The following is a 23,332-nucleotide window of genomic DNA, read 5'->3' as shown; positions in this document are numbered from 1 at the left end:
TCGGTGCGTCAACCGGGCCATCCGGCGTCGACGCACCATCTCCAAGCAAATATCAAAGCCAATCTCCAATGGATGCACTCACTCGGGGCACGAACGCGCTCTTTCTTCTCCTTGGCGCCATCATGGTGTTGTCGATGCATGCGGGTTTTGCCTTTCTCGAACTCGGCACCGTGCGCAAGAAGAACCAGGTCAATGCGCTGGTCAAGATCCTGGTCGACTTCTCGGTGTCGACCATCGTCTATTTCCTGGTCGGCTTCGGCGTCGCCTACGGCACGCACTTCTTCGTCGGCGCCGAGCAACTGGCGGCCGGCAGCGGCTTCGAGCTGGTGCGCTTCTTCTTCCTGCTCACCTTCGCCGCGGCGATCCCGGCCATCATCTCGGGCGGCATCGCGGAGCGCGCGAAGTTCTGGCCGCAGCTGATCGCCACGGCCGTCATCGTGGGCCTGGTGTATCCGCTCTACGAGGGCATCGCCTGGAACCGGGCCTTCGGCATCCAGGACTGGCTGGCCCGGGTCACGGGCAACGAGTTCCACGACTTCGCCGGCTCGGTGGTGGTCCATGCGATGGGCGGCTGGCTGGCGCTGCCGGCGGTGCTGCTGCTGGGGGCGCGCCGCAACCGCTACCGGGGCGACGGCTCGCTGAGCGCGCACCCGCCCTCGAACATCCCGTTCCTGGCCCTCGGCGCCTGGGTCCTGTGCGTGGGCTGGTTCGGCTTCAACGTGATGAGCGCCCAGACGATCGACAAGATCTCGGGCCTGGTGGCGGTCAATTCGCTGATGGCGATGGTCGGCGGCACGCTGGTGGCGCTGGCGTTGGGCAGGAACGACCCCGGCTTCGTCTACAACGGGCCACTGGCGGGCCTGGTGGCGGTCTGCGCCGGATCCGACCTGATGCACCCGATCGGCGCGCTGGTGGTGGGAGGCGTGGCCGGCGCGATCTTCGTCAAGATGTTCACCCTGACGCAGAACAAGTGGAAGATCGACGACGTGCTCGGCGTCTGGCCGCTGCATGGCCTCTGCGGGACCTGGGGCGGCATCGCGGCCGGGATCTTCGGCAGCCGGGCGCTGGGCGGCATCGGCGGGGTGAACCTCTGGGCCCAGCTGGTCGGGGTGGCGATCGGGGTGGCCTGGGCGCTGGTCGCCGGCGCAGCGGTCTATGGCGTGCTGCAGGCCACGCTGGGGCTGCGGCTGTCGCAGGAGGAGGAGTACGACGGCGCCGACCTGTCGATCCACCACATCTCGGCAACCCCGGAGCGCGAAGCCAACTGGTAGGGCGGCGCCCGGGCCGGCGCTCAGGCGGCGAGCGCGGCGCGGACTTTTTCGATCACCCGGACGTAGGGCGCGGCGAAGTCCTCCAGCGACGCGTCCGGCGTCAGCCAGCTGAAGCTGAACACCAACCCGTCTTCTTCGGGGCTTCCCATTGCGACATGGTCGAAGGTTTCGGGCAGCGGGTGTTCGAAGCGCATCAGGAACAGGTGCCACAGCTGCGGATGGCGGTGCTTGTTGCCTTCGACGCCGGCCTCGCAGTAGCGGTCGATGGTGCCCAGCGGCTCCAGCGGCCCCGCGTAGTCGACCCCCGACTCTTCCAGCAATTCGCGCCGCACAGCGTCCTCGGGCGCTTCGCCAGGCTCGATCGTGCCCTTGGGCAGCTGCATGCCGCGGTCCTCGGGATGGTGGAACACCAGCAGCCGGCCCTGGGCATCGACCAGGCAGGCGCAGGCCTTGAGGACCGGGCGCGACTTCATGCTCAGGCGCCGGCGAGTGCCGCCTTGACGGCGGCGCTGACCTGGCCCATGTCGGCCTTGCCGGCCAGCCTGGCCTTGACCGCGCCCATCACCTTGCCCATGTCGCCCGGGCCCTTGGCGCCGAGCTCGGCGACGATCGCCCGGACCTCGACCGCCACCTCGTCGGCGCTCATGCGCTGCGGCAGGTAGACCTCGAGCACCTTGATCTCGGCCGCTTCCTTGTCGGCCAGGTCGGTGCGGCCGCCCTGGGTGAAGGCGGCGACCGAGTCCTTGCGTTGCTTGACCAGCTTGTCGACGATCGCGACCACCATCGCGTCATCGAGTTCGATGCGCTCGTCGACTTCCTTCTGCTTGAGGGCCGCGAGCAGCAGGCGGATGGTGCCCAGGCGCTCGGCGTCCTTGGCGCGCATCGCGGTCTTCATGTCTTCGGTGATCTGGTTCTTGAGGCTCATGGCTGGCTTTCTTTGATGGAGCGACAAACAAAAGCCGCGGCAGGGTGTCCCTGGCGCGGCTCGATCCGGATTGAACCGGGCGGTGGCCTGTGGCCAACGCTGCGGGTGCTTAGTACAGCTTCTTGGGGAGCTGCATGCTGCGCACGCGCTTGTAGTGGCGCTTGACGGCCGCGGCCTTCTTGCGCTTGCGCTCGGCGGTCGGCTTTTCGTAGAACTCGCGGGCACGCAGGTCGGTCAGCAGGCCGAGCTTTTCGATGGTGCGCTTGAAGCGGCGCAGTGCGACGTCGAAGGGCTCGTTTTCTTTTACGCGGATGGTGGTCATTTAGGGATCGGTTGGTTCATTTGGCCTGGGGAGATCGAGGCCCCGGGCCGGGGTTCCTCAACTGAAAAATGGGGTGGGCCGTTGAGGGGAGGCCGAAGTTAGCCCGACATTATAGCGTCAGCTTTGGGTTGCGCCACCAGCGCCTGGGCACAGGCGTGCGCACTGGCCCAGGCCCACTGGAAGTTGTAGCCGCCGAGCCAGCCCGTGACATCGACCACCTCGCCGATGAAATAGAGCCCCGGCTGCTTCGATTCGAGGGTCTGGGAGGACAGGTCGCGGGTGTCGACGCCGCCGGCCGTGACCTCGGCCTTCTTGTAGCCCTCGGTGCCGCTGGGCGTGATCTGCCAGCGCGCGATGCGCTCGGCCAGGGCCGCCAGCGCCCGGTCGGCGGCCTCATTGATCGGGCGCTGCAGGGCGGCGTCCTGGCCGACCCAGGCGTCGGCCAGCCGGGACGGCACCCAGGCCGCCAGTTCGTTGCCGATCCGCTTGCGGGAGCGCTGCTTGGCCTCGGACAGCGCCGCCGCGACGTCGGTGCCGGGCGCGAAGTCGAGGGTCAGGGGCGCGCCGGGCTTCCAGTAGCTCGAGATCTGCAGCACCGCAGGACCCGACAGGCCGCGATGGGTGAACAGCAGGTCTTCATGGAACGCCATGCGCTCCTTTTTGCTGCCGGTCTCGATCTGCACCGGCAGCGCCAGCCCGGCCAGCCCCGCATACGGTTCCCAGGCCTCGCCGCCGAAGGTCAGCGGCACCAGCGCCGGCCGCGGCGTGATGACGCGCAGGCCGAACTGGGTGGCGATCCGGTAACCGAAGTCGCTGGCGCCGATCTGCGGGATCGAGAGGCCCCCGGTCGCGACCACCAGGCGGGGCGAGCGCACGGCGCCGCGGCCGGTCTGGATCGCATAGCCGCCGTCGTCCGACCACGAGACGGCGCCGACGCTGCAGGGCTGCCAGTGGGTCACGCCGCCGGCTGCGCACTCGGCCAGCAGCATGTCGATGATCTGCTGCGACGGGCCGTCGCAGAACAGCTGGCCCTTGTGCTTCTCGTGGAAGGCGATGCCGTGGCGCTGGACCAGCGCGACGAACTGCTGCGGCGTGTAGCGCGACAGCGCGGAGCGGCAGAAGTTCGGGTTGTCGCCGATGAAGTGGCGCTGGGGTGCGCGCACGTCGAGGTCGCGGTTGGTGAAGTTGGCGCGGCCGCCGCCCGAGATGCGGATCTTCTCGGCGATGCGCTCGCCATGGTCGAGCAGCAGCACCTTCAGGCCGCGTTGGCCCGCCACGCCGGCGCAGAAGAGGCCGGCGGCGCCTGCGCCGATGACGACGACGTCGAAGCTGTCCAACGGGCCGGTCTCAGGTGCCGAAGCGGGCCGACGGGACGCCGGCCGCAGCCAGGCCGCGCAGCACGTCGCCGACCACGATCACCGACGGGCTGGCCATGGCCGCGCCCGCGATGTCGGCCCGCAGCCGCGCCAGGGTGGTCGCGATGTGGCGCTGCTGCGGCAGGCTGGCATGCTGGATGACGGCGACCGGCGTGTCACCGGGCAGCCCGTGCAGCAGCTCGTCCTGGATGTGGGCGACGCCGGCGACGCCCATGTAGATCACCAGCGTGAGGCGGGCGTCGCGGGCGGTGGCCGCCAGCTGGCGCCAGTCGGTCGGGTGTTCGCCGGCGGCGTAGCCGGTCTTGGCATGGCCGGTGACGAACACCACGCCCTGGGCATGGTCGCGGTGGGTCAGGGGCACGCCCAGCGCCGTGACCGCGGCCAGGCCGGCCGTGATGCCGTTGACGACCCGGACCTCGATGCCATGCTCGCGCAGGTGCTCGACCTCCTCGCCGCCGCGGCCGAAGATGAAGGGATCGCCGCCTTTCAGGCGGACCACGGTCTCGCCTTCCTGCACCGCGGTGATCATCAGGCGTTCGATGAAGGCTTGCGGCGTGCTGCGGCAGCCCCCGCGCTTGCCGACGTGGACGATGCGGGCGCCGGGCCGGGCGTAGGCCAGGATCTCGTCGTTGACCAGATCGTCGACCAGCAGCACGGTCGCGGCCTGGATCGCCTTGACCGCCTTGAGGGTCAGCAGCTCGGGGTCGCCGGGACCGGCGCCCACCAGCGTGCAGCTGCCTTGGAGGGAAAGTTGGCTCATGGGATCTCCGCGGTGTGGGTGGCGCGTGTCTCTTGCGCGCGCTGCGCCAGTTGAAGGACGTGCGCCACCTGCTGCGCCAGCGCGTCGGGCACCGGCAGCTCGCCAGCCAGCACGCGCCGGGTGTAGGTGGCCGTGGTCTCGACGTCGATCTCGCTCGGCAGGCCGGGCACTTCGGCCTGGGTGCCGGGCTGCTGCGCCTGCAGCGCGATGCGTTGCCCGCGCACGAAGCCGTCGACCTGCGCGGTGCGGCGCGGGTCGGCCGCGCTCTCGCCCTCGAGGCCGCGCGACAGCAGCGCGGTCATGCCGGTGAGCTCGAAGGTGGCGGCCATCGAGCGCGCGTATTCGGGATGGGTGTAGCTGCCGATCACCACGCAGTCGCCGAGGCTGGGCTGCATCAGCTTGACCACGCTGTGGCCCGGGTTGCGCAGGCCGACCACTCGGCGCACATCGAGCAGGCGCTTGAGCCCGGGGCTCAGCAGCGCGGTCGGCGCGAACACCGCCTCGCCGCCGGCGATCGGGCGGATTGCCCCCAGCGCCGGCACCTCGAGCGCGGCCAGCACGCTGGACGCCAGGACCCGGGTCGATTCGGTGGCCGCACCGTGCACCAGCACGGGCAGCCCCTCGCGCGCCAGCAGCAGCGCCAGCAGCGGCGTCAGCACCGGCAGCCGGCGGGCGCCGTTGTAGCTCGGCAGCACGACCAGCGGCCGCTCGCCGGCCGGGAAGCGCGCCAGCCGGGCATGGGTGGCATCGAGGAAGCCGGCCAGCTCCTCGGGCGTCTCGCCCTTGATCCGCATCGCCAGGCAGAAGGCGCCCATCTCGAGGTCGGTGATGCTGCCGTCCAGCACCTGGCCGAACAGGTCCGCAGCCTGTTCGCGGGCGAGCGGCTTCGCGCCGCGGGCGCCGCGGCCGATTTCCTTGATGTAGTGACTGATTCCCATGGGTGCCGGATTGTCCCGCATGCCTTATGCCGGTTGGGCAGTGGGCTTATGCCCCGCCACGCCGGCACGCACCATGCGCTTGAGTTCGGGCAGGCAGGAGCCGCAGTTGGTGCCGCACTTGAGCGCGCCCTGCAGTGCGGCCAGGCCTTCGGTCTCGTCGCCCGGGCCGCTCGCCAGCTGCGCCTCGATCGCGGTCTGCGTGACGCCGAAGCAGCTGCACACGACCTTGCCGCGCGCGGCCACGCCGGCCGGTGCCGTGGCGCCGGGGCGCAGCAGCTGGCGGCCGTAGGCCTGGGCCGGCAGGCGGTCCTGCAGCAGGGCCTTGATCCAGGCTTCGGCGCGCGTGTCGCCGCCGAGCAGGAAGCCTTCGAGCCGGGCGTCGACGCCGTCGCGTGCCAGCCGCACGGCGCGCCGCTGGCCGCGCCGGGCATCGGCGTAGCGCAGCGTGTCGGCGCCGCCGAGCGCCAGCAGGTTCTCGATCTGCGCCAGCACGGCGTCCGGCGGAGCCTCGTAGCCGGCGGCCCGGAACAGGATGCCGGTGCGCTCGGCCGCGCCGCCTTCGAGCGCGCCGCCGGTGCCGAAGGGCACGCAGCTGGCGAAGGGAAAGCTCTGCATCAGGGCGCGCAGCGCGCCGGCCGTGTCCAGCGCCGCATCCTGGGGCAGCCAGGCGGCAGCGAGCAGCGACCAGGGCAGCTCGGCCTTGAGGATCTTAACTGCCGCGTGCTTGAGTTCCGGCTGCTTCGAGTCGGGGCAGTAGCTTGGCGTGGTGAGTGCGTTGACGCCCGCCAGCCGTTCGCCCGTGCTCGAGCTGCCGCTCAGGTACTCGCCGCCCCAGTGCATCGCGATGAAGGCCTGGGACAGGCCGACTTCCGTGCTGGCGGCGAGCGGCAGCACGATCGAGCCGCGGCGCGACGTCACATGCACCAGGTCGCCTTCGGCCAGCTGACGGCGCGCCATGTCCTGCGGGTGCATCTGCACGCTCGGCTCGGCCACGTGGCCGAACAGCCGGCCCAGCGTGCCGGTGCGGCTCATGCCGTGCCACTGGTCGCGCAGCCGGCCGGTGTTGAGCGAGAACGGATAGCGCGCCTCGCGGGCCTCGGCCACCGGCTTGTAGGGCGTGTCGACGAAGCGGGCCCGGCCATCGGGGGTCGGGAACACGCCGTCTTCGTAGAGCCGCGCACGGCCGGCCGCTTCGCCCTCGCGCAGCGGCCACTGCTGCGGCGCCGCCTCGAGCATCGCGTAGCTCATGCCGGTGATGTCGAGGTCGCGCCCGCGGGTGCTTTCGCGGTGCTCGTTCCAGACCGATTCGGCGTCGGCGTAGGGGAAGAGGGTGGCCGGGAGGCCGGCGCGCGCGAGCCGGGCTTCGAGCCGGCGCGCGAAATCCACGCCGATCGCCCAGTCGCCGCGCGCCTGGCCAGGCGCCGCCACCGCCGGGCGCACGCGCGACATCCGGCGTTCGCTGTTGGTGACCGTGCCTTCCTTCTCGCCCCAGGTGGTGGCCGGCAGCAGGAGGTCGGCGTAGTCGCAGGTCGCGGTGGTCGAGAAGGCCTCCTGCACCACCACGAACTCGCAGCGCTGGAGCGCGCGGCGCACGGTGGCCTGGTCGGGCATCGACTGCGCCGGGTTGGTGCAGGCGATCCAGAGGGCCCGGATCTCGCCGTCGGCCGCCGCCTGGAACATCTCGACCGCGGTCTTGCCGGCCTTCGCCGGCACCTCCGGCACGCCCCACAGGGCCGCGACTTCGGCCCGGTGCGCGGGGTTGGCGAGATCGCGGTGGGCCGACAGCAGGTTGGCCAGGCCGCCGACTTCGCGGCCGCCCATCGCGTTGGGCTGCCCGGTCAGCGAGAACGGACCGGCCCCGGGCTTGCCGATCTGCGCGGTGGCCAGGTGCAGGTTGATGAGCGCCGCGTTCTTGGCGGTGCCCGAGGACGACTGGTTGAGGCCCTGGCAGTAGAGGCTCAAGGTCGCCGCCGAGGTCGCGAACAGCCGCGCGGCCTGCAGCAGGTCGTCCTTGGCGATGCCGCAGACCTGCGCCACGCGGTCGGGCGTGCAGTCGCGCACCGTGGCCTTGAGCGCATCGAAGCCCGTGGTGTGCGCGGAGATGTAGCGGGCATCGGTCCAGCCTTCCCAGAGCATCAGGTGCAGCATGCCGTTGAACAGCATCACGTCGGTGCCGGGCTGGATCGGCAGGAACAGGTCGGCGATCTCTGCCGTGTCGGTGCGGCGCGGATCGGCCACGATGATCTTGAGCGCCGGGTTGGCGGCCTTGGCGTCCTCGATGCGGCGAAACAGGATCGGATGCGCCCAGGCCGTGTTGCTGCCGACGATGAACAGGCAGTCGGCGGATTTGAGGTCGTCATAGCAGGCCGGCGGCGCGTCGGCGCCGAGCGTCTGCTTGTAGCCGGCCACCGCGCTGCTCATGCACAGGCGCGAGTTGGTGTCGATGTTGTTGGTGCCGATCAGGCCCTTGGCGAGCTTGTTGAAGACGTAGTAGTCCTCGGTCAGCAACTGGCCCGAGACATAGAAGCCCACGGCGTCCGGCCCGTGATCGCGGATCACCTGCGCGAACTTCCCGGCGGCGAGGTCGAGCGCGCCGTCCCAGCTGATCGCTTCGGGCGCCGAGCCTCGGGTGACCCGCTGCATGGGCCGCAGCAGGCGCGTCTGCATCGTGACCGCGGCGCTGGCCGTGAGGTGCAAGGTCGAGCCCTTGGTGCACAGGCGGCCGAAGTTGGCCGGGTGCTCGGGGTCGCCGCGCACACCCGTGATCTGCGCGCCATCGGATTCGATGATCACGCCGCAACCGACGCCACAGTACGGGCAGGTGGAGCGTGTTTCGTTCATGTCGTTCCTCAAGCCGCGACCGAGCGCTTCGGGCCGGCGACCGGGCGTTCGAGCTCGGTGGCATGGCCGGCCAGTTCCGCGCTGTCCAGGTGCACCACGCCGTCCGCCACCTTGACCGCGAAGCGCGGCGTGCAGCCTTCGTCGGGCGACTTCGCGCAGCCGTCGTCGAGCCCGATGGCCCAGTTGTGCAGCGGGCAGGCCACGCTGGTGCCGAAGACGATGCCCTGGCTCAGCGGGCCGCCCTTGTGGGGGCAGCGGTCGAGCAGGGCGAAGACCTGGTTCTCGGCATTGCGAAACACCGCGACGTCGATGCCCGCGGGCCGCGCCACGCGCCGTGCGCCCAGCACCGGGATGTCGTCGACGCGGCAGATGGCTGTCCATTGGTTCATGGCCGTGCTTCCTTTCAAACGGTCTGCGGCAGCGCGCCGACCACCGCCACCGGCGTGAACTGCCGGACGTCGACCGACGCCTGGCTCGACTCGAACCACGGATCGGGTTCGCCGTCGAGCGCGAATTGCAGCCGTTCCCAGAGCGCCTTGCGGCCCTCGGCGTCTTCGAGGATCCGCTTCTTCACGTGGTCGAGGCCGACCCGTCCGATGTAGTGCACGGTGCGCTCCAGGTACCAGCCTTCCTCGCGGTACAGCTGCAGGAAGGCGCCGGCGTACGCCATCACTTCCTCGGCGCTCTTCACCTTGACCAGGAAGTGCGCCACCTCGGTCTTGATGCCGCCGTTGCCGCCGACATAGATCTCCCAGCCCGAGTCGACGCCGATCACGCCGACGTCCTTGATGCCCGATTCGGCGCAGTTGCGCGGGCAGCCCGAGACCGCCAGCTTGACCTTGTGCGGCGAGTACATCGCCCACAGCGCGCGCTCCAGGTCCTTGCCCAGCTGGGTCGAGTCCTGGGTGCCGAAGCGGCACCACTCGCTGCCGACGCAGGTCTTCACCGTGCGCAGCGACTTGGCGTAGGCGAAGCCCGAGGGCATGCCGATGTCCTTCCAGACGTTCTCCAGGTCTTCCTTCTTCACGCCCAGCAGGTCGATGCGCTGCCCGCCCGTGACCTTGACCGTCGGGATCTTGTATTTGTCGGCCGCATCCGCGATGCGGCGCAGCTCGTCGGGCGTGGTGTGGCCGCCCCACATGCGCGGGATCACCGAGTAGGTGCCGTCCTTCTGGATGTTGGCGTGGCTGCGCTCGTTGATGAAGCGGCTCTGCGGATCGTCCTTGGCCTCCTTGGGCCAGGTCGAGATCAGGTAGTAGTTGACGGCCGGGCGGCAGCTGGCGCAGCCGTTGGGCGTGCGCCAGCCGAGATTGCGGTAGACCTCGTCGTGCGTCAGGTAGTGTTGCTTGCGGATCGCTTCGCGCACGTCCTGGTGGCTGACGTCGGTGCAGGCGCAGACCGCCTTCTTCTTCGGCGTGGCGGAGTAGTCGCCGCCGGCCGTGAACATCAGGATCTGCTCGACCAGTCCGGTGCACGAGCCGCACGAGGCGCTGGCCTTGGTGTGCTTCTTGACCTCCTCCAGCGTGAACAGGCCGCGGTCCTTGATCGCCTTGCAGATGGTGCCCTTGTTGACGCCGTTGCAGCCGCAGACCTCGGCGTCGTCGGGCATCGAGGCAGCCTTGCTGTGGCCCTCGTGGCCGGTGTCGCCGATGTTCGATTCGCCGAACATCAGCTTGTCGCGGATGTCGTGCACGCTGCGGCCGTCGCGCAAGAGCTTGAAGTACCAGCTGCCGTCGACCGTGTCGCCGTAGAGGCAGGCGCCGACCAGCTTGTCGTCCTTGATCACCAGCTTCTTGTAGACGCCGCCGAAGGGGTCGCTCATGACGATTTCCTCGGTGCCTTCGCCACCCATGAATTCGCCGGCCGAGAACAGGTCGATGCCGGTGACCTTGAGCTTGGTCGAGGTCAGCGAGCCCAGGTAGCGGCCGATGCCGAACTGCGCCAGGTGGTTGGCCGCCACCTTGGCCTGCTCGAACAGCGGCGCCACCAGGCCGTAGGCGATGCCCCGATGCGCCGCGCATTCGCCGACCGAGTAGATGCGGGCGTCGGTCACGGTCTGCAGGGTGTCGGTCACCACGATGCCGCGGTTGACATGCAGCCGGGCCTTCTCGGCCAGCTCGGTGTTGGGCCGGATGCCGACCGCCATCACGACCAGGTCGGCTGCCACCTCGGTGCCGTCCTTGAAGCGGATCGCGCTGACCCGGCCGTCGGGTCCGCCGACCAGCTCCTGCGTCTGCGCGCCCATCATGAACTTCAGCCCCCGGTCTTCCAGCGACTTCTGCAGCAGCTTGCCCGCGACGTCGTCGAGCTGGCGCTCCATCAGCCAGGGCATCACGTGCACCACGGTCACGGTCATGCCGCGCAGCATCAGGCCGTTGGCCGCCTCCAGCCCCAACAGGCCGCCGCCGATCACGACCGCGTTCTTGTGCGTGCGGGCGGTCTCGATCATGTAGTCGGTGTCGGCGATGTCGCGGTAGGCGATCACGCCTTTCAGGTCCTTGCCGGGCACCGGCAGCATGAAGGGGTTGGAGCCGGTGCACAGCAGCAGCCGGTCGTAGGCGGCCTCGGTGCCGTCGTCGGCGCGCACGACGCGCTTGACGCGGTCGATCTCGACCACCTTCTTGCCGGCATGCAGCGTGATGTGGTTGTCGGCGTACCACTCCCAGCTGTTGAGGACGATTTCGTCCACGGTCTGCTCGCCGGCCAGCACCGGGGACAGCAGGATGCGGTTGTAGTTCGGATGCGGCTCGGCGCCGAATACGGTGATGTCATAGAGCTCGGGCTCGATCTTGAGCAGTTCCTCGAGCGTGCGCACGCCGGCCATGCCGTTGCCGACCATCACGAGTTTCATCTTCTTCATGGGGCTGGACCTTTCGTGGAATCAAATCAGGCGGAGTGGCCCGCGATGCGCGTGGAGAATCGCGCCATGAGCTTTGAAGTGGACATCGGCTACAGCAGCCAGCGCGGGCCGCGCGACGTCAACGAGGACTTCGCCGGCACCGTGCACGCGCCGCCGGGCGAGGAGGCGCGCGGCCTGATCGCCGCCATCGCCGACGGCGTGTCCGCCGGCGGCCATGGCCTGGAGGCGGCACAGACCACCGTGATGGGCCTGCTGGCCGACTACTTCGCGACGCCCGACACCTGGGAGCCGACCGCGGCCCTGGACCGGCTGATCGGCGCCCAGAACGCCTGGCTGGCCGACCACAACCGGCGCCGGCAGGGCGGCGGCACCGCGCTCACCACCTTGACCGCGCTGGTATTGCACGGCCAGAGCTACACGCTGGCCCACGTCGGCGACACGCGCGCCTGGCAGGTGCGCGACGCCGGCGAGCCCGCCGTGCCGCTGACCCAGGACCACGCCTTCGAGCATCCGGACCTGCGCAGCCGGCTGACCCGGGCCATCGGCCTCGACGACCAGGTGCGGGTCGATTACGCGCAGGGCGAGGTCCGTGTCGGCGATTGCTTCGTGCTGACCTCCGATGGCGTGCACGGCGCACTCAAGGCGCAGCAGCTGGCGCGCTTCGCACTGCAGGGCACGGCGCTGCAGGGCAGCGAGGCGCTGGTGCGGGCGGCGCTCGCGGCCGGTTCGCGCGACAACGCCACCGCGCTGGTGATCCGCGTGATCGGCCTCGACGCGCGCCAGCTCGACGACGAGCTCGGCGACGTCCGTCGGCTGGCGCCGCCGCCGGCGCTGAAGGTCGGCGACGTGCTCGACGGCTACGCCATCACGGCACGGGTGGCCGACACCGGCGTGCACCTGCTCTACCAGGCGCGCCATCCGGTCACGCGGGAGCTGGTCGCGATCAAGACGCTGCATCCCTCGCGCGCCGGCGATCCCGAGGAGCGCGCCATGCTGGCGCACGAGGCCTGGCTGGGCCTGCGCGTCAGCGCCCGCGCGGACAGCGGCTTCGTCCGCGTGCATGAACGCGCCGAGGACGCCAGCGCGCTCTACGTCGTGTTCGACTGGCATGGCGGCCGCACGCTCGAACAGCTGCAGAAAACCGGCCCGCGGGGCGCCGCGGCCGAGGTGATCGGCGCGGCCATCGCGATCGCCAAGGCACTGGGCCGGCTGCATCGGCAGGGGGTGGTGCACCGCGACATCAAGCCCGGCAACCTGCACCTGGGCGAGGACGGCCGCTGGCGCATCCTCGACCTGGGCGTCGCGCTGTCCGGGCGCGAGGGCGAGGCCCAGCGCGAGCTGCACGCCGGCACGCCGAGCTACATCAACCCCGAGCAGTGGCAGGGTGCCGACGCCGATGCCGGCAGCGACCTGTTCGCGCTCGGCGTCACGCTCTACCAGTGGCTGGCGGGACGACTGCCCTACGGCGAGATCGAGCCCTACCAGCTGGCGCGCTACCGGCGCGACCCGGCTGCGCTGTCGCGCATCCGGCCCGACGTTCCCGTCTGGCTCGACCACCTGGTGTGCAAGGCGGTGGCGCGCGATCCGCGCCAGCGCTTCGAGACCGCCGAGGAGCTGGTGCTGGCGCTGGAGCGTGGGGCGTCGCGTCCCGTTGGTCCGCCCGGCCACACGCCGCTGATCCGCCGCGACCCGGCCGCGCTCGTCAAGATCGCGCTGGCGGTGTCGCTGCTGCTCAACGCCCTGCTCGTGCTGTGGTTGCTCTTCTTGCCGCGCTGACATGATGGGCGGCCTCTTCAGCGCTGGCGCGCCGTCTTGCGCGGGGCGGCGTACTTGACCGCCGAGGGAGAGGCCGCGACCCGCGCACGACCGCCTTTCTCGGCCCAGGTCCGGGTCCAGCGGATCTGCATCACGCGCATCACGCCGAGCATCACCAGCGACAGCAGGGCGAAGAAGACGAAGCCCCAGGTGTAGCTGCCGAGGTACTGCTTGGACAGGCCCATCGCATTGGGCACCAGGCCGCCGCCGAGGGCGCCGATCTCGCCGATCATCGAGCCGGCCACCGCGGTGCTGGCCGGCCAGCGCAGCGGCACCAGCTGGAACAGGGCGCCGTTGCCCGCGCCCAGTGCCGCGAAGCAGGCGATCAGCAGCAGCGTGGTGAGCACCAGCGAAGACGACGAGATGCCCACCAGCACCAGGCCGCCGGCCACCACCGTCAGCACCAGGGTCAGCGTGTTGACACCGCCCCAGCGGTCGGAGATCCAGCCGCCGACGACGCGCACCGCGGCACCCATGAAGGCGGCCAGCATGGTGAGCTGCCCCGCCTGCACCTTGCTGACGCCGAACTGGTCGTAGTAGTAGGACGGCAGGAAGGTGGTCAGGCCGATGAAGCCGCCGAAGGTCACGCCGTAGATCAGGCTGAAGACCCAGCCGTCCTTCTCGAACAGGCAGGCGATGTGTTCGCGGAAACTGGCATGGCTGTCGATGTCCGGCGGCTCCTTGGCGAACACGATCATGACGACCATCGGCACCAGGATGGCGCCGGCGGCGACGCCGTACACCGCCTGCCAGCCCAGCCATTGCGCCAGCGGCGGCGCCACCAGCACCGACACCGCGGTGCCGACATTGCCGGCGCCGACCAGGCCCATCGCGAGGCCCTTGTGCTGCGGCGGGAACCAGCCCGAGCCGAGCGACAGCGCGACGCCGAAGCTGGCGCCCGCGATGCCCAGCAGCACGCCCATCGCGAGCAGGTCGTTGAAGCTCTTCACGAAGAAGAAGCCGAACAGCATCGCCACCGCGATCAGGCCCATCTCGACCAGCGTCGCGTTCTTGCGGCCGATGTACTGCGACAGGATGCCGAGCGGAAATCGCATCAGCGCGCCGGCGATGATCGGCACCGACAGCATCAGCCCCTTCTGCGCCGGCGAGAGATCGAAAGTCTCGCCGATGAAGGGCGCCATGGCGCCGTTCAGCACCCAGATGCAGCACGAGAAAGAGAAATAGAGGAAGGCCGCGAACAGCGTCGGGCCGTGGCCTGTTTTCAGAAACGTCTTGAAGCTGGTCATGGCAGTCCATGCGAAATGCCGCGGCCCGGCCGTGAGCGGGCCGTGTCGTCGGGCGGGGTTGGGAAGGTGTGGCTGCCGCGGCAGTCGGCAGCCTGGAGGGTGTGTCCGGCCTTGTCGCTGCCGGACGGCGGGCAGGAACCTGCCGCTTCACCAAAGCGGTGCTTCGTTACACCGCCCCCTGAATTACGCAAAAGACGTGCCAGTAACTTGAGCGTTGGCTGGCCTATGCTGTGGATCTGTTTCCGATTGCCACCGTGACCCGATTTCTCGTTGCTCCTCCTCCCGAAAGTGCTGCCGATGCGCTGCCCGTGGCCCTCGACCCGGCGCTGGCCCACGGTTTCGTCGCGGTCGCCTGCGGCGATCTGGTGCGCCAGATCGAGGCGTCGGCACCACGACAGGTCCTGATCTGGCTGCCAGGCTCGGTGCCTGGACCGTTGCTCGATGCGCTGCGGGCCTGGTCGGGCCTGCCGCCCTGCGCCATTGGCCTGGTCAGCGCGCCGCTCGACGGTGCGGCCCACGCGCAGCTGGTGGCGCTCGGCGTGCACGCGTGGGCGCCGGCCGATCGCATCGACGCGCCGGCCCTGGCAGCGCTGCAGGCGCGTGCCGACGCCCGCTGGCAGCGCGAGGGCGCACTGCGCGGCGAGCTCGAAGCGCTGCGCACCCGCCTCGATGAGCGCAAGTGGGTCGATCGCGCCAAGGGCCTGCTGATGTCGGCCCGCGGCATTGGCGAGGACGAGGCCTTCGGCCTGCTGCGCGGCGCCGCCATGCATGCCAACCTTCGGCTCGGCGAAGTCTCGCGTTCGGTGCTCGAGGCCGCGCAGTGGGCCGATGCGATCAACCGCGCCGGCCAGCTGCGCATGCTGTCGCAGCGGCTGGTGCGGGTCGCGGCACAGGCCCTGGCCGGCATCGACGTGCGGCGCGCCCGGGTGCTGCGCACGCAGTCGACCGAGCGGGTGAAGCACAACCTGGATCATCTCGCCGCCCTGGCGCTCGGCGCGCCCGCCACCGCGGCGCTGGACCGGGTGCGCGGCGCCTGGCAGGAACTGGAAACGGCCCTCGCGGCGCGGCCGGCGGCGTCGGCGCTCGATGTGATCGATGCCCGGGCCGAGGCGCTGCTGCGGGCCGCCGAAGCGCTGACCGAGGCGCTCGAAGCCTCCGGCGCTCGGCGGGCGCTGCGGATCGTCAACCTCTGCGGCCGGCAGCGCATGCGGGCCCAGCGGCTGGCCAAGGAGGCGCTGCTGGCGGCGCCGTCGCAGGACCGGATGGCCGCGACGATGGACGAATTCGAGGCCGCGCTGCGGGAGCTCGAAGCCGCGCCGCTGAGCTCGCCCGAGATCCGTGCGGCGCTGGCGGTCGCGCGCGACGAATGGCTGCACCTGCTGGGTGGCGTGCGGGCCCTCGACAGCGCCGAGGGCCGGGCGTCGCTGGTGCGCGCCAGCGACGCGCTGGTCGACACCTTCGAGCAGCTCACCGCCGCGTACGAGCACAGCCTGCAGGTGATCATGTCCTGAGTCCCGGTGCCGGGTGTTTGATTCAGGCAGCGACTTTTTCGACGTGCGCCTGGCGTGTGTAGAGGAAGTCGATCACGGCCTTGCGCGCATGCACGTAGACCGGGTCTTCGGCCAGCTCCACGCGGTTGCGCGGCCGCGGAATGTCGACCGCCAGCACCTCGCCGATGGTGGCGGCCGGGCCGTTGGTCAGCATCACGATGCGGTCCGACAGCAGCACGGCCTCGTCGACGTCGTGCGTCACCATCACGACGGTGCTGCGGGTCTTCTGCACGATCGCCAGCAGTTCGTCCTGCAGCTTGGCGCGGGTCAGGGCGTCGAGGGCGCCGAAGGGCTCGTCCATCAGCAGCACCTTGGGTTCCATCGACAGCGCCCGCGCGATGCCCACGCGCTGCTTCATGCCGCCCGAGATCTCGCCGGGCCGCTTCTGCGCCGCCGGCGTCAGGCCGACCAGTGCCAGCGCCGCCTCGGTGCGGGCCTTGAGCTGCGCCTTGTTCTCGGTCGCCGCGAACACGCGCTCGACCGCGAGGTACACGTTCTCGTGGCAGGTCAGCCAGGGCAGCAGCGAGTGGTTCTGGAACACCACCGCACGCTCCGGCCCCGGGCCCTTGATCTCGCGGTTGGCGCACAGCAGCACGCCCTGCGTCGGCGTGGTCAGGCCGGCGATCAGGTTCAGCAGCGTCGACTTGCCGCAGCCGGAGTGGCCGATCAGCGTGATGAATTCGCCCTTGGCCACGTTCAGGTGGACGTCGCGCAGCGCCAGGAAGCTGCCCTTGGCGGTCTTGAAGCGCTGTTCGACGCCTTCGATCGCGATGTACTTGGTGTCGTCGTTCATTGCTTGACCTCTTCGAACGTGAATGCGGTGGCGATCTTGACGAGCGCGAACTCGAGCACCAGGCCGACGATGCCGATGACGAAGATCGCGATGATGATGTTGGCGACGTTGAGGTTGTTCCACTCGTCCCAGACCCAGAAGCCGATGCCGACGCCGCCGGTCAGCATCTCGGCCGCGACGATCACCAGCCAGGCGGTGCCGACCGCCAGCCGCACGCCGGTCAGCATGTAGGGCAGCACGGCGGGGAACAGGATCCTGGTGAAGATCTTCCATTCGCTCAGGTCGAGCACCCTGGCGACATTCATGTAGTCGCTCGGCACGCGCTGCACGCCGACCGCGGTGTTGATGATCATCGGCCAGATCGAGCAGATGAAGATGGTCCAGATGGCGGCCGGGTTGGCGCCCTTGAACACCAGCAGGCCGATCGGCAGCCAGGCCAGCGGCGACACCGGCCGCAAGAGGCTGATCAGCGGATTGAACATGCGCGAGAGAAACTCGAAGCGCCCGATCGCGAAGCCGGCCGGGATGCCGACCGCGGCCGCCAGGCCGAAGCCCAGCGCCACCCGCTGCAGCGACGAGAGCACGTTCCAGCCCACGCCCTGGTCGTTCGGGCCCTTGCTGTAGAACGGGTCGCTGAACACGGTCAGCGCCTGCTGCCAGGTCGCGAGCGGCGACGGAAAGCCGGTGGTGCTCTTCAGCGCCACCAGTTCCCAGACCAGCACCAGCAGCGCGAAGCCGAGCACCGGCGGCAGCACGCGCAGCCAGACGGCGCGGAAATCGCGCGGCACGCGCGGCTTCGGTTCGAGCGCGGCCGGCGCAGCCGCGGCAGCCGGGCGGGCGACGGCTTTCGCCGCCGGCGGCAAGGCCGCGTGGGCCTCGAGGGGGGAATGGAAGACGGCACTGACCATGGTGGGCTCCTCAGGCATGGACCTTGAACGAATCGGCGTACTGCTTCGGGTTCTTGCCGTCCCAGACGACGCCGTCGAACAGCTTGCTGCTGCGCATCGTTTCCTTCGGCACCGCGGTCTTGGTGGCGGCGGCGGCTTGCTTGTAGATGTCGATCTGGTTGATCTGGGTCGCCACCTGCAGGTAGTCCGGATGCTCCTTCAGCAGGCCCCAGCGCTTGTGCTGGGTCAGGAACCACATGCCGTCCGACAGGTACGGATAGGAGACCGCGCCGTCGGCGTAGAACTTCATGTAGTTGGGGTCGTCCCAGTTCTTGCCGAGGCCGTTGGTGTAGCGCCCCAGGATGCGCTGGTTGATCGCGTCCACGCTGGTGTTGACGTAGCTCTTGTCGGCGATGGTCTCGGCCATCTTGTTCTTGTTCTGCAGGCCGGCGTCGATCCACTTGCCGGCTTCGAGGATCGCGGCGGTCACGGCGCGCGCGGTGTTCGGATACTTCTTCACGAAATCGCCGGTGGTGCCGAGCACCTTCTCCGGGTGGTCCTTCCAGATGTCCTGGGTGGTGATCGCGGTGATGCCGATGCCGTCCATGATCGCGCGCTGGCCCCAGGGCTCGCCGACGCAGTAGCCGTCCATGTTGCCGACCCGCATGTTGGCCACCATCTGCGGCGGCGGCACGGTGATGACCTTGGCGTCCTTCAGCGGGTTGATGCCGTTGGCCGCCATCCAGTAGTACAGCCACATCGCGTGGGTGCCGGTGGGGAAGGTCTGGGCGAAGGTGTATTCGGCCTTGTCGCCGGCCATCAGCTTGGCCAGGGAGGCACCGTCGACCGCACCCTTGTCGGCCAGCTTCTTCGACAGCGTGATGGCCTGGCCGTTGTTGTTGAGCGTCATCAGCACGGCCATGTCCTTCTTCGGCCCGCCGATGCCCAGGTGCACGCCGTAGACCAGGCCGTACAGCACGTGGGCGAAGTCCAGTTCGCCGTTCACCAGCTTGTCGCGCACGCCGGCCCAGCTGGCCTCCTTGCTCGGCACGATCTTGACGCCGTACTTCTTGTCGATGCCCAGCACCGAGGCCATCACGACGCTGGCGCAGTCGGTCAGCGGGATGAAGCCGATCTTGACTTCCTCCTTCTCGGGCTTGTCGGAGCCCTGGGCCCAGACGGCGGCGCGCAGTGCGGGGTCGAGCCCGACCACGCCCGCGGCGGCGGCCTGCAGCACTCGGCGGCGACTCAGTGTGGGTTTCAGCGCATCGGTCATGGGTCGTACTCCGGGAAGTAAAAAAAGCGGTTCGGAAAAACGAAAAGGCGCCCTCACCACGCACGGGCCGCTCGAAAACGAGCCCCTGCGGGATAAGGACGCCTTTGTCCGGTTCGGTGGGCCGCACCCGCCGTTGGATGCCGCCTGCCTGAAGACCTTCGTCGGTCTATGGACTGGGAGACAGCAAGCGGCGTGCCAATTTCTGATTGCTATGAAAAGAGGAGCATTGAATACCCGCCAATGCTTGCCGTGGCGCGGATTCCGCAAGAAGCCTGCCGTCGCGAAGTGCTTGTGCAGTGCACCATTGCGGGCCGGCGATGCACTCAAGGCGCCTTGTCGACGGGCAGGTACTCGGCCATCGCGAGCACCGATTCGGCGACCTCGACCAGGCGCCGGCCCTGGTTCATGGCGGTCTGGCGCAGCATCTTGTGGGCTTCCTCCTCGCGGATGCGGCGGTGCGCCATCAGGAGTCCCTTGGCGCGCTCGACCAGCTTGCGCTCGTTGAGGGCGGCGCGCACAGTGTCCAGCTCGTCGCCCATCGCCTGCAGCCGGCGTGACTGCTCCTGCACCATGTCGAGGATCGAGCGCTCGAGCTGCCGGCCGTAGGGCGCGCCGCCGGCCGGTGCATCCGGCGTTGCCGGCGCGTCGAGAAAGAAATCCGCCAAATCCGCCGTTTCCGCGCCGCTTTCGCCCTGCAGGCTGGCCAGCAGCGCCTCGTGGGCCTGCAACTCGCTGCGCGCCTGGGTGGTTTTGTGCAGGCAGAGCCGGCGCAGGTCGGCCGCCAGCCGCTCCTCGACCGCCTGCATGGCGTCGATGCGGCGGGTGCAGCAGTCGAACCAGGCCTGGCTCAGCTCGCTGTCAAGCGCCACGCCGGCCGGCGCCGCGCAGGCGATGCGGCGCAGCCGCTCCAGTTCGGCCAGCTGCGCGGCCGCCTGCACCGAGCCCCAGACCTCGGCCAAGCCGGGCGCGGCGAAGTCGGCGAACAGCGCGAAGCAATGCTCCTGCGAAGCGATCAGGTGCAGCCATTGCTGCTGGCGGGCGCCGTCGTTGCGGCCCGAGGCGAAGGCGGCGGCGCCGCAGGCCCGCTCCTGGCCCGCGAACTCCTTGCCCTGCATGAAGTTGAACAGCGCGACCAGGAGGCGCGAGATCTCCGGGTCGGTCGCGCCGTCGGCGGCCTCGAACACGACCGCGATCAGGCCGGCGATCAGCTTGCCGAAGGCGGCGGTCGACTGCGCGGCATCGATGTCCAGCGCGCCGATCCGCTGGCGCAACCCGGTCAGGGCGTCCATCCCCGGCAGCACCCAGGCGATCCGGCTGAACAGCCGCGCACCGTTGCCGATGCGGCCATCGGCGGCGTCGAGCTGGTCGAAGGCCAGGCGCACGGCCTGCTCCTGCCGCAGGCATTCGGCGATCTGGGCGTCGCGCTGCGCAACGAAGCGCTGGCCGCGCGACGCCAGCAGCACGTTCGAGATGCCGCGTTCGCGCTGCAGGGCATGGACCAGCCGGCCGATCGTCGCCACCAGCTCGCTGGTGCGCGCGAGCTGCTCCAGCTCGTCGATTTCGCAGCGCAGCGCGCCGACCAGGAAGCTCAATCCGGATTTCATCGGGGTGTTCTCGAGGCCCGGGGGCCGTTCCAGGGGAATGCAGCAACATCCGTGCCCCGGAACAGGGTGCCGCCTACACTCGACGGATGCATGTACTGGGAATCGAATCCTCCTGCGATGAAACCGGCGTGGCGCTGGTCGAGACCGTGGACGACGGCCTGCCGCGCCTGGCCGCGCACGCGCTGCACAGCCAGATCGCGATGCACCAGGCCTACGGGGGCGTGGTACCCGAACTCGCCAGCCGCGACCACATCCGCCGCGTCCTGCCGCTGACCGAGGCGGTGTTCGAAGAGGCCGGCCGGCGCCTGTCCGACGTCGACGTCGTCGCCTACACCCGCGGTCCCGGCCTGGCGGGCGCCCTGCTGGTCGGCGCCGGCGTGGCCTGCGCGCTCGGCGCGGCGCTCGACAAGCCGGTGCTCGGCGTGCACCACCTCGAAGGCCACCTGCTGTCGCCGTTCCTGAGCGCCGACCCGCCCGAATTCCCCTTCGTCGCGCTGCTGGTGTCAGGCGGCCATACGCAGCTGATGCGGGTCGACGGCGTCGGGCGCTACGCGCTGCTCGGCGAAACCATCGACGATGCCGCCGGCGAGGCCTTCGACAAGAGCGCCAAGCTCATGGGCTTGCCTTATCCCGGCGGCCCCTGGCTCGCCAAGCTGGCGGAGCAGGGCGATGCCGAGGCCTTCAAGCTGCCGCGTCCGCTGCTGCACAGCGGCAACCTCGACTTTTCCTTCGCCGGGCTGAAGACCGCGGTGCTGACCCAGGCCAAGAAGCTGGGCGACCAGCTGGAGGCCCGCAAGCCCGACCTGGCCGCCTCGACGCAGGCCGCGATCGTCGAGGTGCTGCTCAAGAAGTCGCTGGCGGCGATCGAGCAGACCGGGCTCGACCGCTTCGTGGTCGCGGGCGGGGTGGGCGCCAACCGCGTGCTGCGCCAGCAGCTCGATGCCGCCTGCGCCAGGCGCGGCGTGCGCGTGCACTATCCGGAGCTGCACCTGTGCACCGACAACGGCGCGATGATCGCGATGGCGGCGGCGATGCGGCTGCAGGCCGGCGTCCAGGCGCCGACCGGGCACTACGCCTTCGACGTCAGGCCGCGATGGCCATTGGCGTCGCCGCCGGACGCCTGAGTTCGCTGCGCGCCATCGAAGGCAGCGGCAGCACGTCGAGCATCTTGCGCCACAGCTGCGACCATTGGGGCCAGTCGTGGCCGCCTTCGGTGGTGAAGACGTGGCCGGTCGGCAGCGCGTCGGCCAGCAGCTGGTGGTTGGAGGCAAAGCGGTCGCTGAGCCCGAAGCCGAGGTACAGCGGCGGCAGCTGGGCGGCCTTCTGCGGCGAGGCGTACTGCTGCAGCCAGGGCCACAGCTTGCGGTCGACTTCCTCGTCCGGCGGCGGCCCCTCGGGCGCCTTCCAGGCCCGCAGGCCGCCGGCCTTGTGAATCTCGGCGCCGATCGGCCGCCGGCCCAGGTAGGGCGCCAGGGCAACGATGCCGTCGACCGCGCCGGGCTTTGCCAGTTCGTGGATGAGGGCGCCGAAGCCGCCGATCGAGATGCCCACCAGCCAGATCGACCGGTAGCCCAGCGCGCGCTGCGGCTCCAGCACGTCGTGGTGCAGCCGCTCGATGAAGGTCTGGTCGTAGTAGTAGGAGACGTCGGCGTCCACCAGCAGGGCGTCGGCCGCGAACTCGCGCTCCCGGACGGCGTTGACGAAGCCCTCGCGCTCGAACTCCTCGGGCTTCAGAAAAGCGCCAGGCAGGAAGACCAGCAGGGTATCGGCCCGGGCGTTGTTCTTGGCAAACTTCAAGTGCGTTTTCATGGCGCTTCGATCGGGCGCCCGCCACCTGCTGCCACCGCAGAACTCGACGATCCGGACGCTAATTAAGAAGAAAGCATTGAAAAAGACGTCACAGAACGTGACGTATTTGGCACTTATTGTGAGCCAGAACTGTGACAAGGCCGGCAACAGAAAGTTACCGACCTGCCTATTGAGAGGTATTGCGCCCGGGCCGAACCGGGCGCATGCACCGCGGGGCTCAGTTGATCGCGAGCTGGGCGACGTTGCTCACCGGCACCAGCTTGCCCAGCTTCAGGCTCAGCACGCCGTTCTCGAGCTTGGCCTCGCTGGCGGCGACGTCGATGTCCTGCGGCAGCTCGTACGCGGCCTTGATCTGGCGCTTGGCTTCGGCCTTGCTCTCGATGCGGACCACGGCGCCTTCGATGCCGATCGTGAGGTCGTCGCGCGACAGGCCGGGCACGTCCAGCGTGAGGGTCCAGGTCTTCTCGTCCTGTTCGACGTTGAGCGAACGCTGCGCACCCGAGAAGGCCTGGTTGACGAAGCGCTCGAGGCTGCGGTCATAGGTGCGCGGAACGAAGCGGGCGGTGCGGACTGCGGGGGCGAAAAACATGGTGAGACTCCTGGGCTGAGGGATTGCTTCCGGGACAAGAATGTGTGTCCCTTACACTGCGCGGCGTTCAACAAGACAAGTGCCGCATGCCATCGCATCTAGGCGCTGCAACAGGGGATTCAAGACAATGCCTTCCAACTTTATTTGGCGTCGACACGCCTTGAAATTGGCCGCTCTGGCGCTATGCGCGCCGGCCCTTCCGGCGGCGCTGGCGCAATCGGCGTCGCCGATCCGCCTGGCCCTGATCGAAAGCATGAGCGGCCCTTTCGCCAACACCGGCGAAGCCGTGTTCCGCAACCTGCTGTGGGCGGTCGAACGGGTCAACGCCCGCGGCGGCGTCAAGCTGCCGGGCGGCGCCCGCATGCTGCAGCTCGACCGCTACGACAGCAAGGGGCAGAACGAGGAGGCGCTCTCGGCGCTGCGGGCCGCGATGGACGACGGCGCGCGCATCGTGCTGCAGGGCAATTCG

General features: G+C 69.6%; 21 protein-coding genes. 5 read left to right on the top strand and 16 right to left on the bottom strand.

Annotation, left to right across the window (positions count from 1 at the left end):
* Positions 1–68 precede the first annotated feature (68 nt).
* Positions 69–1,271: an ammonium transporter gene (locus tag QTI68_RS27105; RefSeq protein ID WP_286526132.1), complete on the top strand. Its 1,203-nt coding sequence runs from the start codon at positions 69–71 to the stop codon at positions 1,269–1,271.
* A gap of 20 nt (positions 1,272–1,291) precedes the next feature.
* On the opposite strand, the gene QTI68_RS27100 is transcribed toward QTI68_RS27105, so the two are convergent.
* From QTI68_RS27100 to nirB, 9 genes are all read right to left on the bottom strand, one after another.
* On the bottom strand, positions 1,292–1,744 hold the full coding sequence (locus QTI68_RS27100; RefSeq protein WP_286526130.1) for an NUDIX domain-containing protein: 453 nt from the start codon (positions 1,742–1,744) through the stop codon (positions 1,292–1,294).
* Between the two features lie 2 nt (positions 1,745–1,746).
* Positions 1,747–2,196: a GatB/YqeY domain-containing protein gene (locus QTI68_RS27095; RefSeq protein WP_286526128.1), complete on the bottom strand. Its 450-nt coding sequence runs from the start codon at positions 2,194–2,196 to the stop codon at positions 1,747–1,749.
* 109 nt (positions 2,197–2,305) lie between these two features.
* Complete coding sequence (gene rpsU, locus QTI68_RS27090; protein WP_007833691.1) at positions 2,306–2,518, bottom strand: 30S ribosomal protein S21; 213 nt, start codon at positions 2,516–2,518, stop codon at positions 2,306–2,308.
* Positions 2,519–2,616: 98 nt separating this feature from the next.
* Positions 2,617–3,855, bottom strand: a complete 1,239-nt coding sequence (locus tag QTI68_RS27085; protein WP_286526127.1) for a BaiN/RdsA family NAD(P)/FAD-dependent oxidoreductase — start codon at positions 3,853–3,855, stop codon at positions 2,617–2,619.
* A 10-nt stretch (positions 3,856–3,865) separates the two neighbouring features.
* Entirely contained in the window at positions 3,866–4,654 is a 789-nt protein-coding gene (gene cobA / locus QTI68_RS27080; RefSeq protein ID WP_286526124.1) for a uroporphyrinogen-III C-methyltransferase, read from the bottom strand.
* The gene (gene ybiB, locus QTI68_RS27075; protein WP_286526123.1) at positions 4,651–5,592 is read right to left on the bottom strand and encodes a DNA-binding protein YbiB; all 942 of its coding nucleotides are present in this window, start codon (positions 5,590–5,592) and stop codon (positions 4,651–4,653) included. The genes cobA and ybiB overlap by 4 nt, the downstream gene beginning before the upstream one ends.
* Positions 5,593–5,616: 24 nt before the next feature.
* Entirely contained in the window at positions 5,617–8,433 is a 2,817-nt protein-coding gene (locus QTI68_RS27070) for a nitrate reductase (protein ID WP_286526121.1), read from the bottom strand.
* An 8-nt stretch (positions 8,434–8,441) separates the two neighbouring features.
* The gene (nirD, locus tag QTI68_RS27065) at positions 8,442–8,822 is read right to left on the bottom strand and encodes a nitrite reductase small subunit NirD (RefSeq protein ID WP_286526120.1); all 381 of its coding nucleotides are present in this window, start codon (positions 8,820–8,822) and stop codon (positions 8,442–8,444) included.
* Positions 8,823–8,836: 14 nt separating this feature from the next.
* Entirely contained in the window at positions 8,837–11,293 is a 2,457-nt protein-coding gene (nirB, locus tag QTI68_RS27060; protein WP_286526119.1) for a nitrite reductase large subunit NirB, read from the bottom strand.
* A 66-nt stretch (positions 11,294–11,359) separates the two neighbouring features.
* Between nirB and QTI68_RS27055 the strand changes: the two genes are divergently transcribed.
* A complete protein-coding gene (locus QTI68_RS27055) occupies positions 11,360–13,069 on the top strand; it encodes a bifunctional protein-serine/threonine kinase/phosphatase (RefSeq protein ID WP_286526115.1) in 1,710 nt (569 codons plus the stop codon).
* A 17-nt stretch (positions 13,070–13,086) separates the two neighbouring features.
* Here QTI68_RS27055 and QTI68_RS27050 read toward each other — a convergent pair whose 3' ends face one another.
* Positions 13,087–14,355, bottom strand: coding sequence for an MFS transporter (locus tag QTI68_RS27050; protein WP_286526114.1), 1,269 nt, complete (start codon positions 14,353–14,355; stop codon positions 13,087–13,089).
* Between the two features lie 254 nt (positions 14,356–14,609).
* Here QTI68_RS27050 and QTI68_RS27045 point away from each other — a divergent pair, with 254 nt between their 5' ends.
* Positions 14,610–15,866 carry an ANTAR domain-containing protein gene (locus QTI68_RS27045; RefSeq protein ID WP_286526112.1) on the top strand — a complete coding sequence of 419 codons (1,257 nt, stop codon included), beginning with the start codon at positions 14,610–14,612 and terminating at the stop codon, positions 15,864–15,866.
* Between the two features lie 22 nt (positions 15,867–15,888).
* Here the strand turns inward: QTI68_RS27045 and QTI68_RS27040 are convergent, their stop codons facing one another.
* From QTI68_RS27040 to QTI68_RS27025, 4 genes are all read right to left on the bottom strand, one after another.
* Positions 15,889–16,698, bottom strand: a complete 810-nt coding sequence (locus QTI68_RS27040) for an ABC transporter ATP-binding protein (RefSeq protein WP_286526110.1) — start codon at positions 16,696–16,698, stop codon at positions 15,889–15,891.
* The gene (gene ntrB, locus QTI68_RS27035) at positions 16,695–17,606 is read right to left on the bottom strand and encodes a nitrate ABC transporter permease (RefSeq protein ID WP_286526109.1); all 912 of its coding nucleotides are present in this window, start codon (positions 17,604–17,606) and stop codon (positions 16,695–16,697) included. The genes QTI68_RS27040 and ntrB overlap by 4 nt, the downstream gene beginning before the upstream one ends.
* 10 nt (positions 17,607–17,616) lie before the next feature.
* Positions 17,617–18,861, bottom strand: a complete 1,245-nt coding sequence (locus tag QTI68_RS27030; protein ID WP_286526108.1) for a CmpA/NrtA family ABC transporter substrate-binding protein — start codon at positions 18,859–18,861, stop codon at positions 17,617–17,619.
* Positions 18,862–19,184: 323 nt separating this feature from the next.
* Positions 19,185–20,465 (bottom strand): nitrate regulatory protein, encoded by a 1,281-nt coding sequence (locus QTI68_RS27025; RefSeq protein WP_286526106.1) that lies wholly within the window; start codon positions 20,463–20,465, stop codon positions 19,185–19,187.
* An 86-nt stretch (positions 20,466–20,551) separates the two neighbouring features.
* Between QTI68_RS27025 and tsaD the strand changes: the two genes are divergently transcribed.
* Entirely contained in the window at positions 20,552–21,589 is a 1,038-nt protein-coding gene (tsaD, locus tag QTI68_RS27020; protein WP_286526104.1) for a tRNA (adenosine(37)-N6)-threonylcarbamoyltransferase complex transferase subunit TsaD, read from the top strand.
* Here the strand turns inward: tsaD and QTI68_RS27015 are convergent.
* Together QTI68_RS27015 and QTI68_RS27010 are read right to left on the bottom strand one after the other, a co-directional pair.
* Positions 21,549–22,274, bottom strand: coding sequence for an alpha/beta hydrolase-fold protein (locus QTI68_RS27015; RefSeq protein WP_286526103.1), 726 nt, complete (start codon positions 22,272–22,274; stop codon positions 21,549–21,551). The two genes, tsaD and QTI68_RS27015, sit on opposite strands and share 41 nt — an antisense overlap.
* Positions 22,275–22,491: 217 nt before the next feature.
* Entirely contained in the window at positions 22,492–22,863 is a 372-nt protein-coding gene (locus tag QTI68_RS27010; protein WP_286526101.1) for an Hsp20/alpha crystallin family protein, read from the bottom strand.
* 127 nt (positions 22,864–22,990) lie between these two features.
* On the opposite strand from QTI68_RS27010, the gene QTI68_RS27005 reads away from it, so the two are divergent.
* Positions 22,991–23,332: ABC transporter substrate-binding protein (locus QTI68_RS27005; RefSeq protein WP_286526099.1), on the top strand; the 342-nt coding region annotated here is incomplete at its 3' end.

This window comes from Variovorax sp. J31P207, assembly GCF_030316965.1.
Taxonomy (GTDB): Bacteria; Pseudomonadota; Gammaproteobacteria; order Burkholderiales; family Burkholderiaceae_C; genus Variovorax; species Variovorax ginsengisoli_B.
Note: the sequence above shows the minus strand (reverse complement) of the source record. Positions and strands in the feature narration are given on the sequence as shown.

Excerpts from the sequence above, each read along its gene's own strand:
- nirD (WP_286526120.1), bottom strand. The coding sequence starts at position 8,822 with ATGAACCAATGGACAGCCATCTGCCGCGTCGACGACATCCCGGTGCTG.
- QTI68_RS27050 (WP_286526114.1), bottom strand. The coding sequence starts at position 14,355 with ATGACCAGCTTCAAGACGTTTCTGAAAACAGGCCACGGCCCGACGCTG.
- QTI68_RS27105 (WP_286526132.1), top strand. The coding sequence starts at position 69 with ATGGATGCACTCACTCGGGGCACGAACGCGCTCTTTCTTCTCCTTGGC.
- rpsU (WP_007833691.1), bottom strand. The coding sequence starts at position 2,518 with ATGACCACCATCCGCGTAAAAGAAAACGAGCCCTTCGACGTCGCACTG.
- ybiB (WP_286526123.1), bottom strand. The coding sequence starts at position 5,592 with ATGGGAATCAGTCACTACATCAAGGAAATCGGCCGCGGCGCCCGCGGC.
- tsaD (WP_286526104.1), top strand. The coding sequence starts at position 20,552 with ATGCATGTACTGGGAATCGAATCCTCCTGCGATGAAACCGGCGTGGCG.
- QTI68_RS27055 (WP_286526115.1), top strand. The coding sequence starts at position 11,360 with ATGAGCTTTGAAGTGGACATCGGCTACAGCAGCCAGCGCGGGCCGCGC.
- QTI68_RS27095 (WP_286526128.1), bottom strand. The coding sequence starts at position 2,196 with ATGAGCCTCAAGAACCAGATCACCGAAGACATGAAGACCGCGATGCGC.
- QTI68_RS27015 (WP_286526103.1), bottom strand. The coding sequence starts at position 22,274 with ATGAAAACGCACTTGAAGTTTGCCAAGAACAACGCCCGGGCCGATACC.
- QTI68_RS27070 (WP_286526121.1), bottom strand. The coding sequence starts at position 8,433 with ATGAACGAAACACGCTCCACCTGCCCGTACTGTGGCGTCGGTTGCGGC.
- ntrB (WP_286526109.1), bottom strand. The coding sequence starts at position 17,606 with ATGGTCAGTGCCGTCTTCCATTCCCCCCTCGAGGCCCACGCGGCCTTG.
- nirB (WP_286526119.1), bottom strand. The coding sequence starts at position 11,293 with ATGAAGAAGATGAAACTCGTGATGGTCGGCAACGGCATGGCCGGCGTG.
- QTI68_RS27040 (WP_286526110.1), bottom strand. The coding sequence starts at position 16,698 with ATGAACGACGACACCAAGTACATCGCGATCGAAGGCGTCGAACAGCGC.
- cobA (WP_286526124.1), bottom strand. The coding sequence starts at position 4,654 with ATGAGCCAACTTTCCCTCCAAGGCAGCTGCACGCTGGTGGGCGCCGGT.
- QTI68_RS27010 (WP_286526101.1), bottom strand. The coding sequence starts at position 22,863 with ATGTTTTTCGCCCCCGCAGTCCGCACCGCCCGCTTCGTTCCGCGCACC.
- QTI68_RS27025 (WP_286526106.1), bottom strand. The coding sequence starts at position 20,465 with ATGAAATCCGGATTGAGCTTCCTGGTCGGCGCGCTGCGCTGCGAAATC.
- QTI68_RS27030 (WP_286526108.1), bottom strand. The coding sequence starts at position 18,861 with ATGACCGATGCGCTGAAACCCACACTGAGTCGCCGCCGAGTGCTGCAG.
- QTI68_RS27100 (WP_286526130.1), bottom strand. The coding sequence starts at position 1,744 with ATGAAGTCGCGCCCGGTCCTCAAGGCCTGCGCCTGCCTGGTCGATGCC.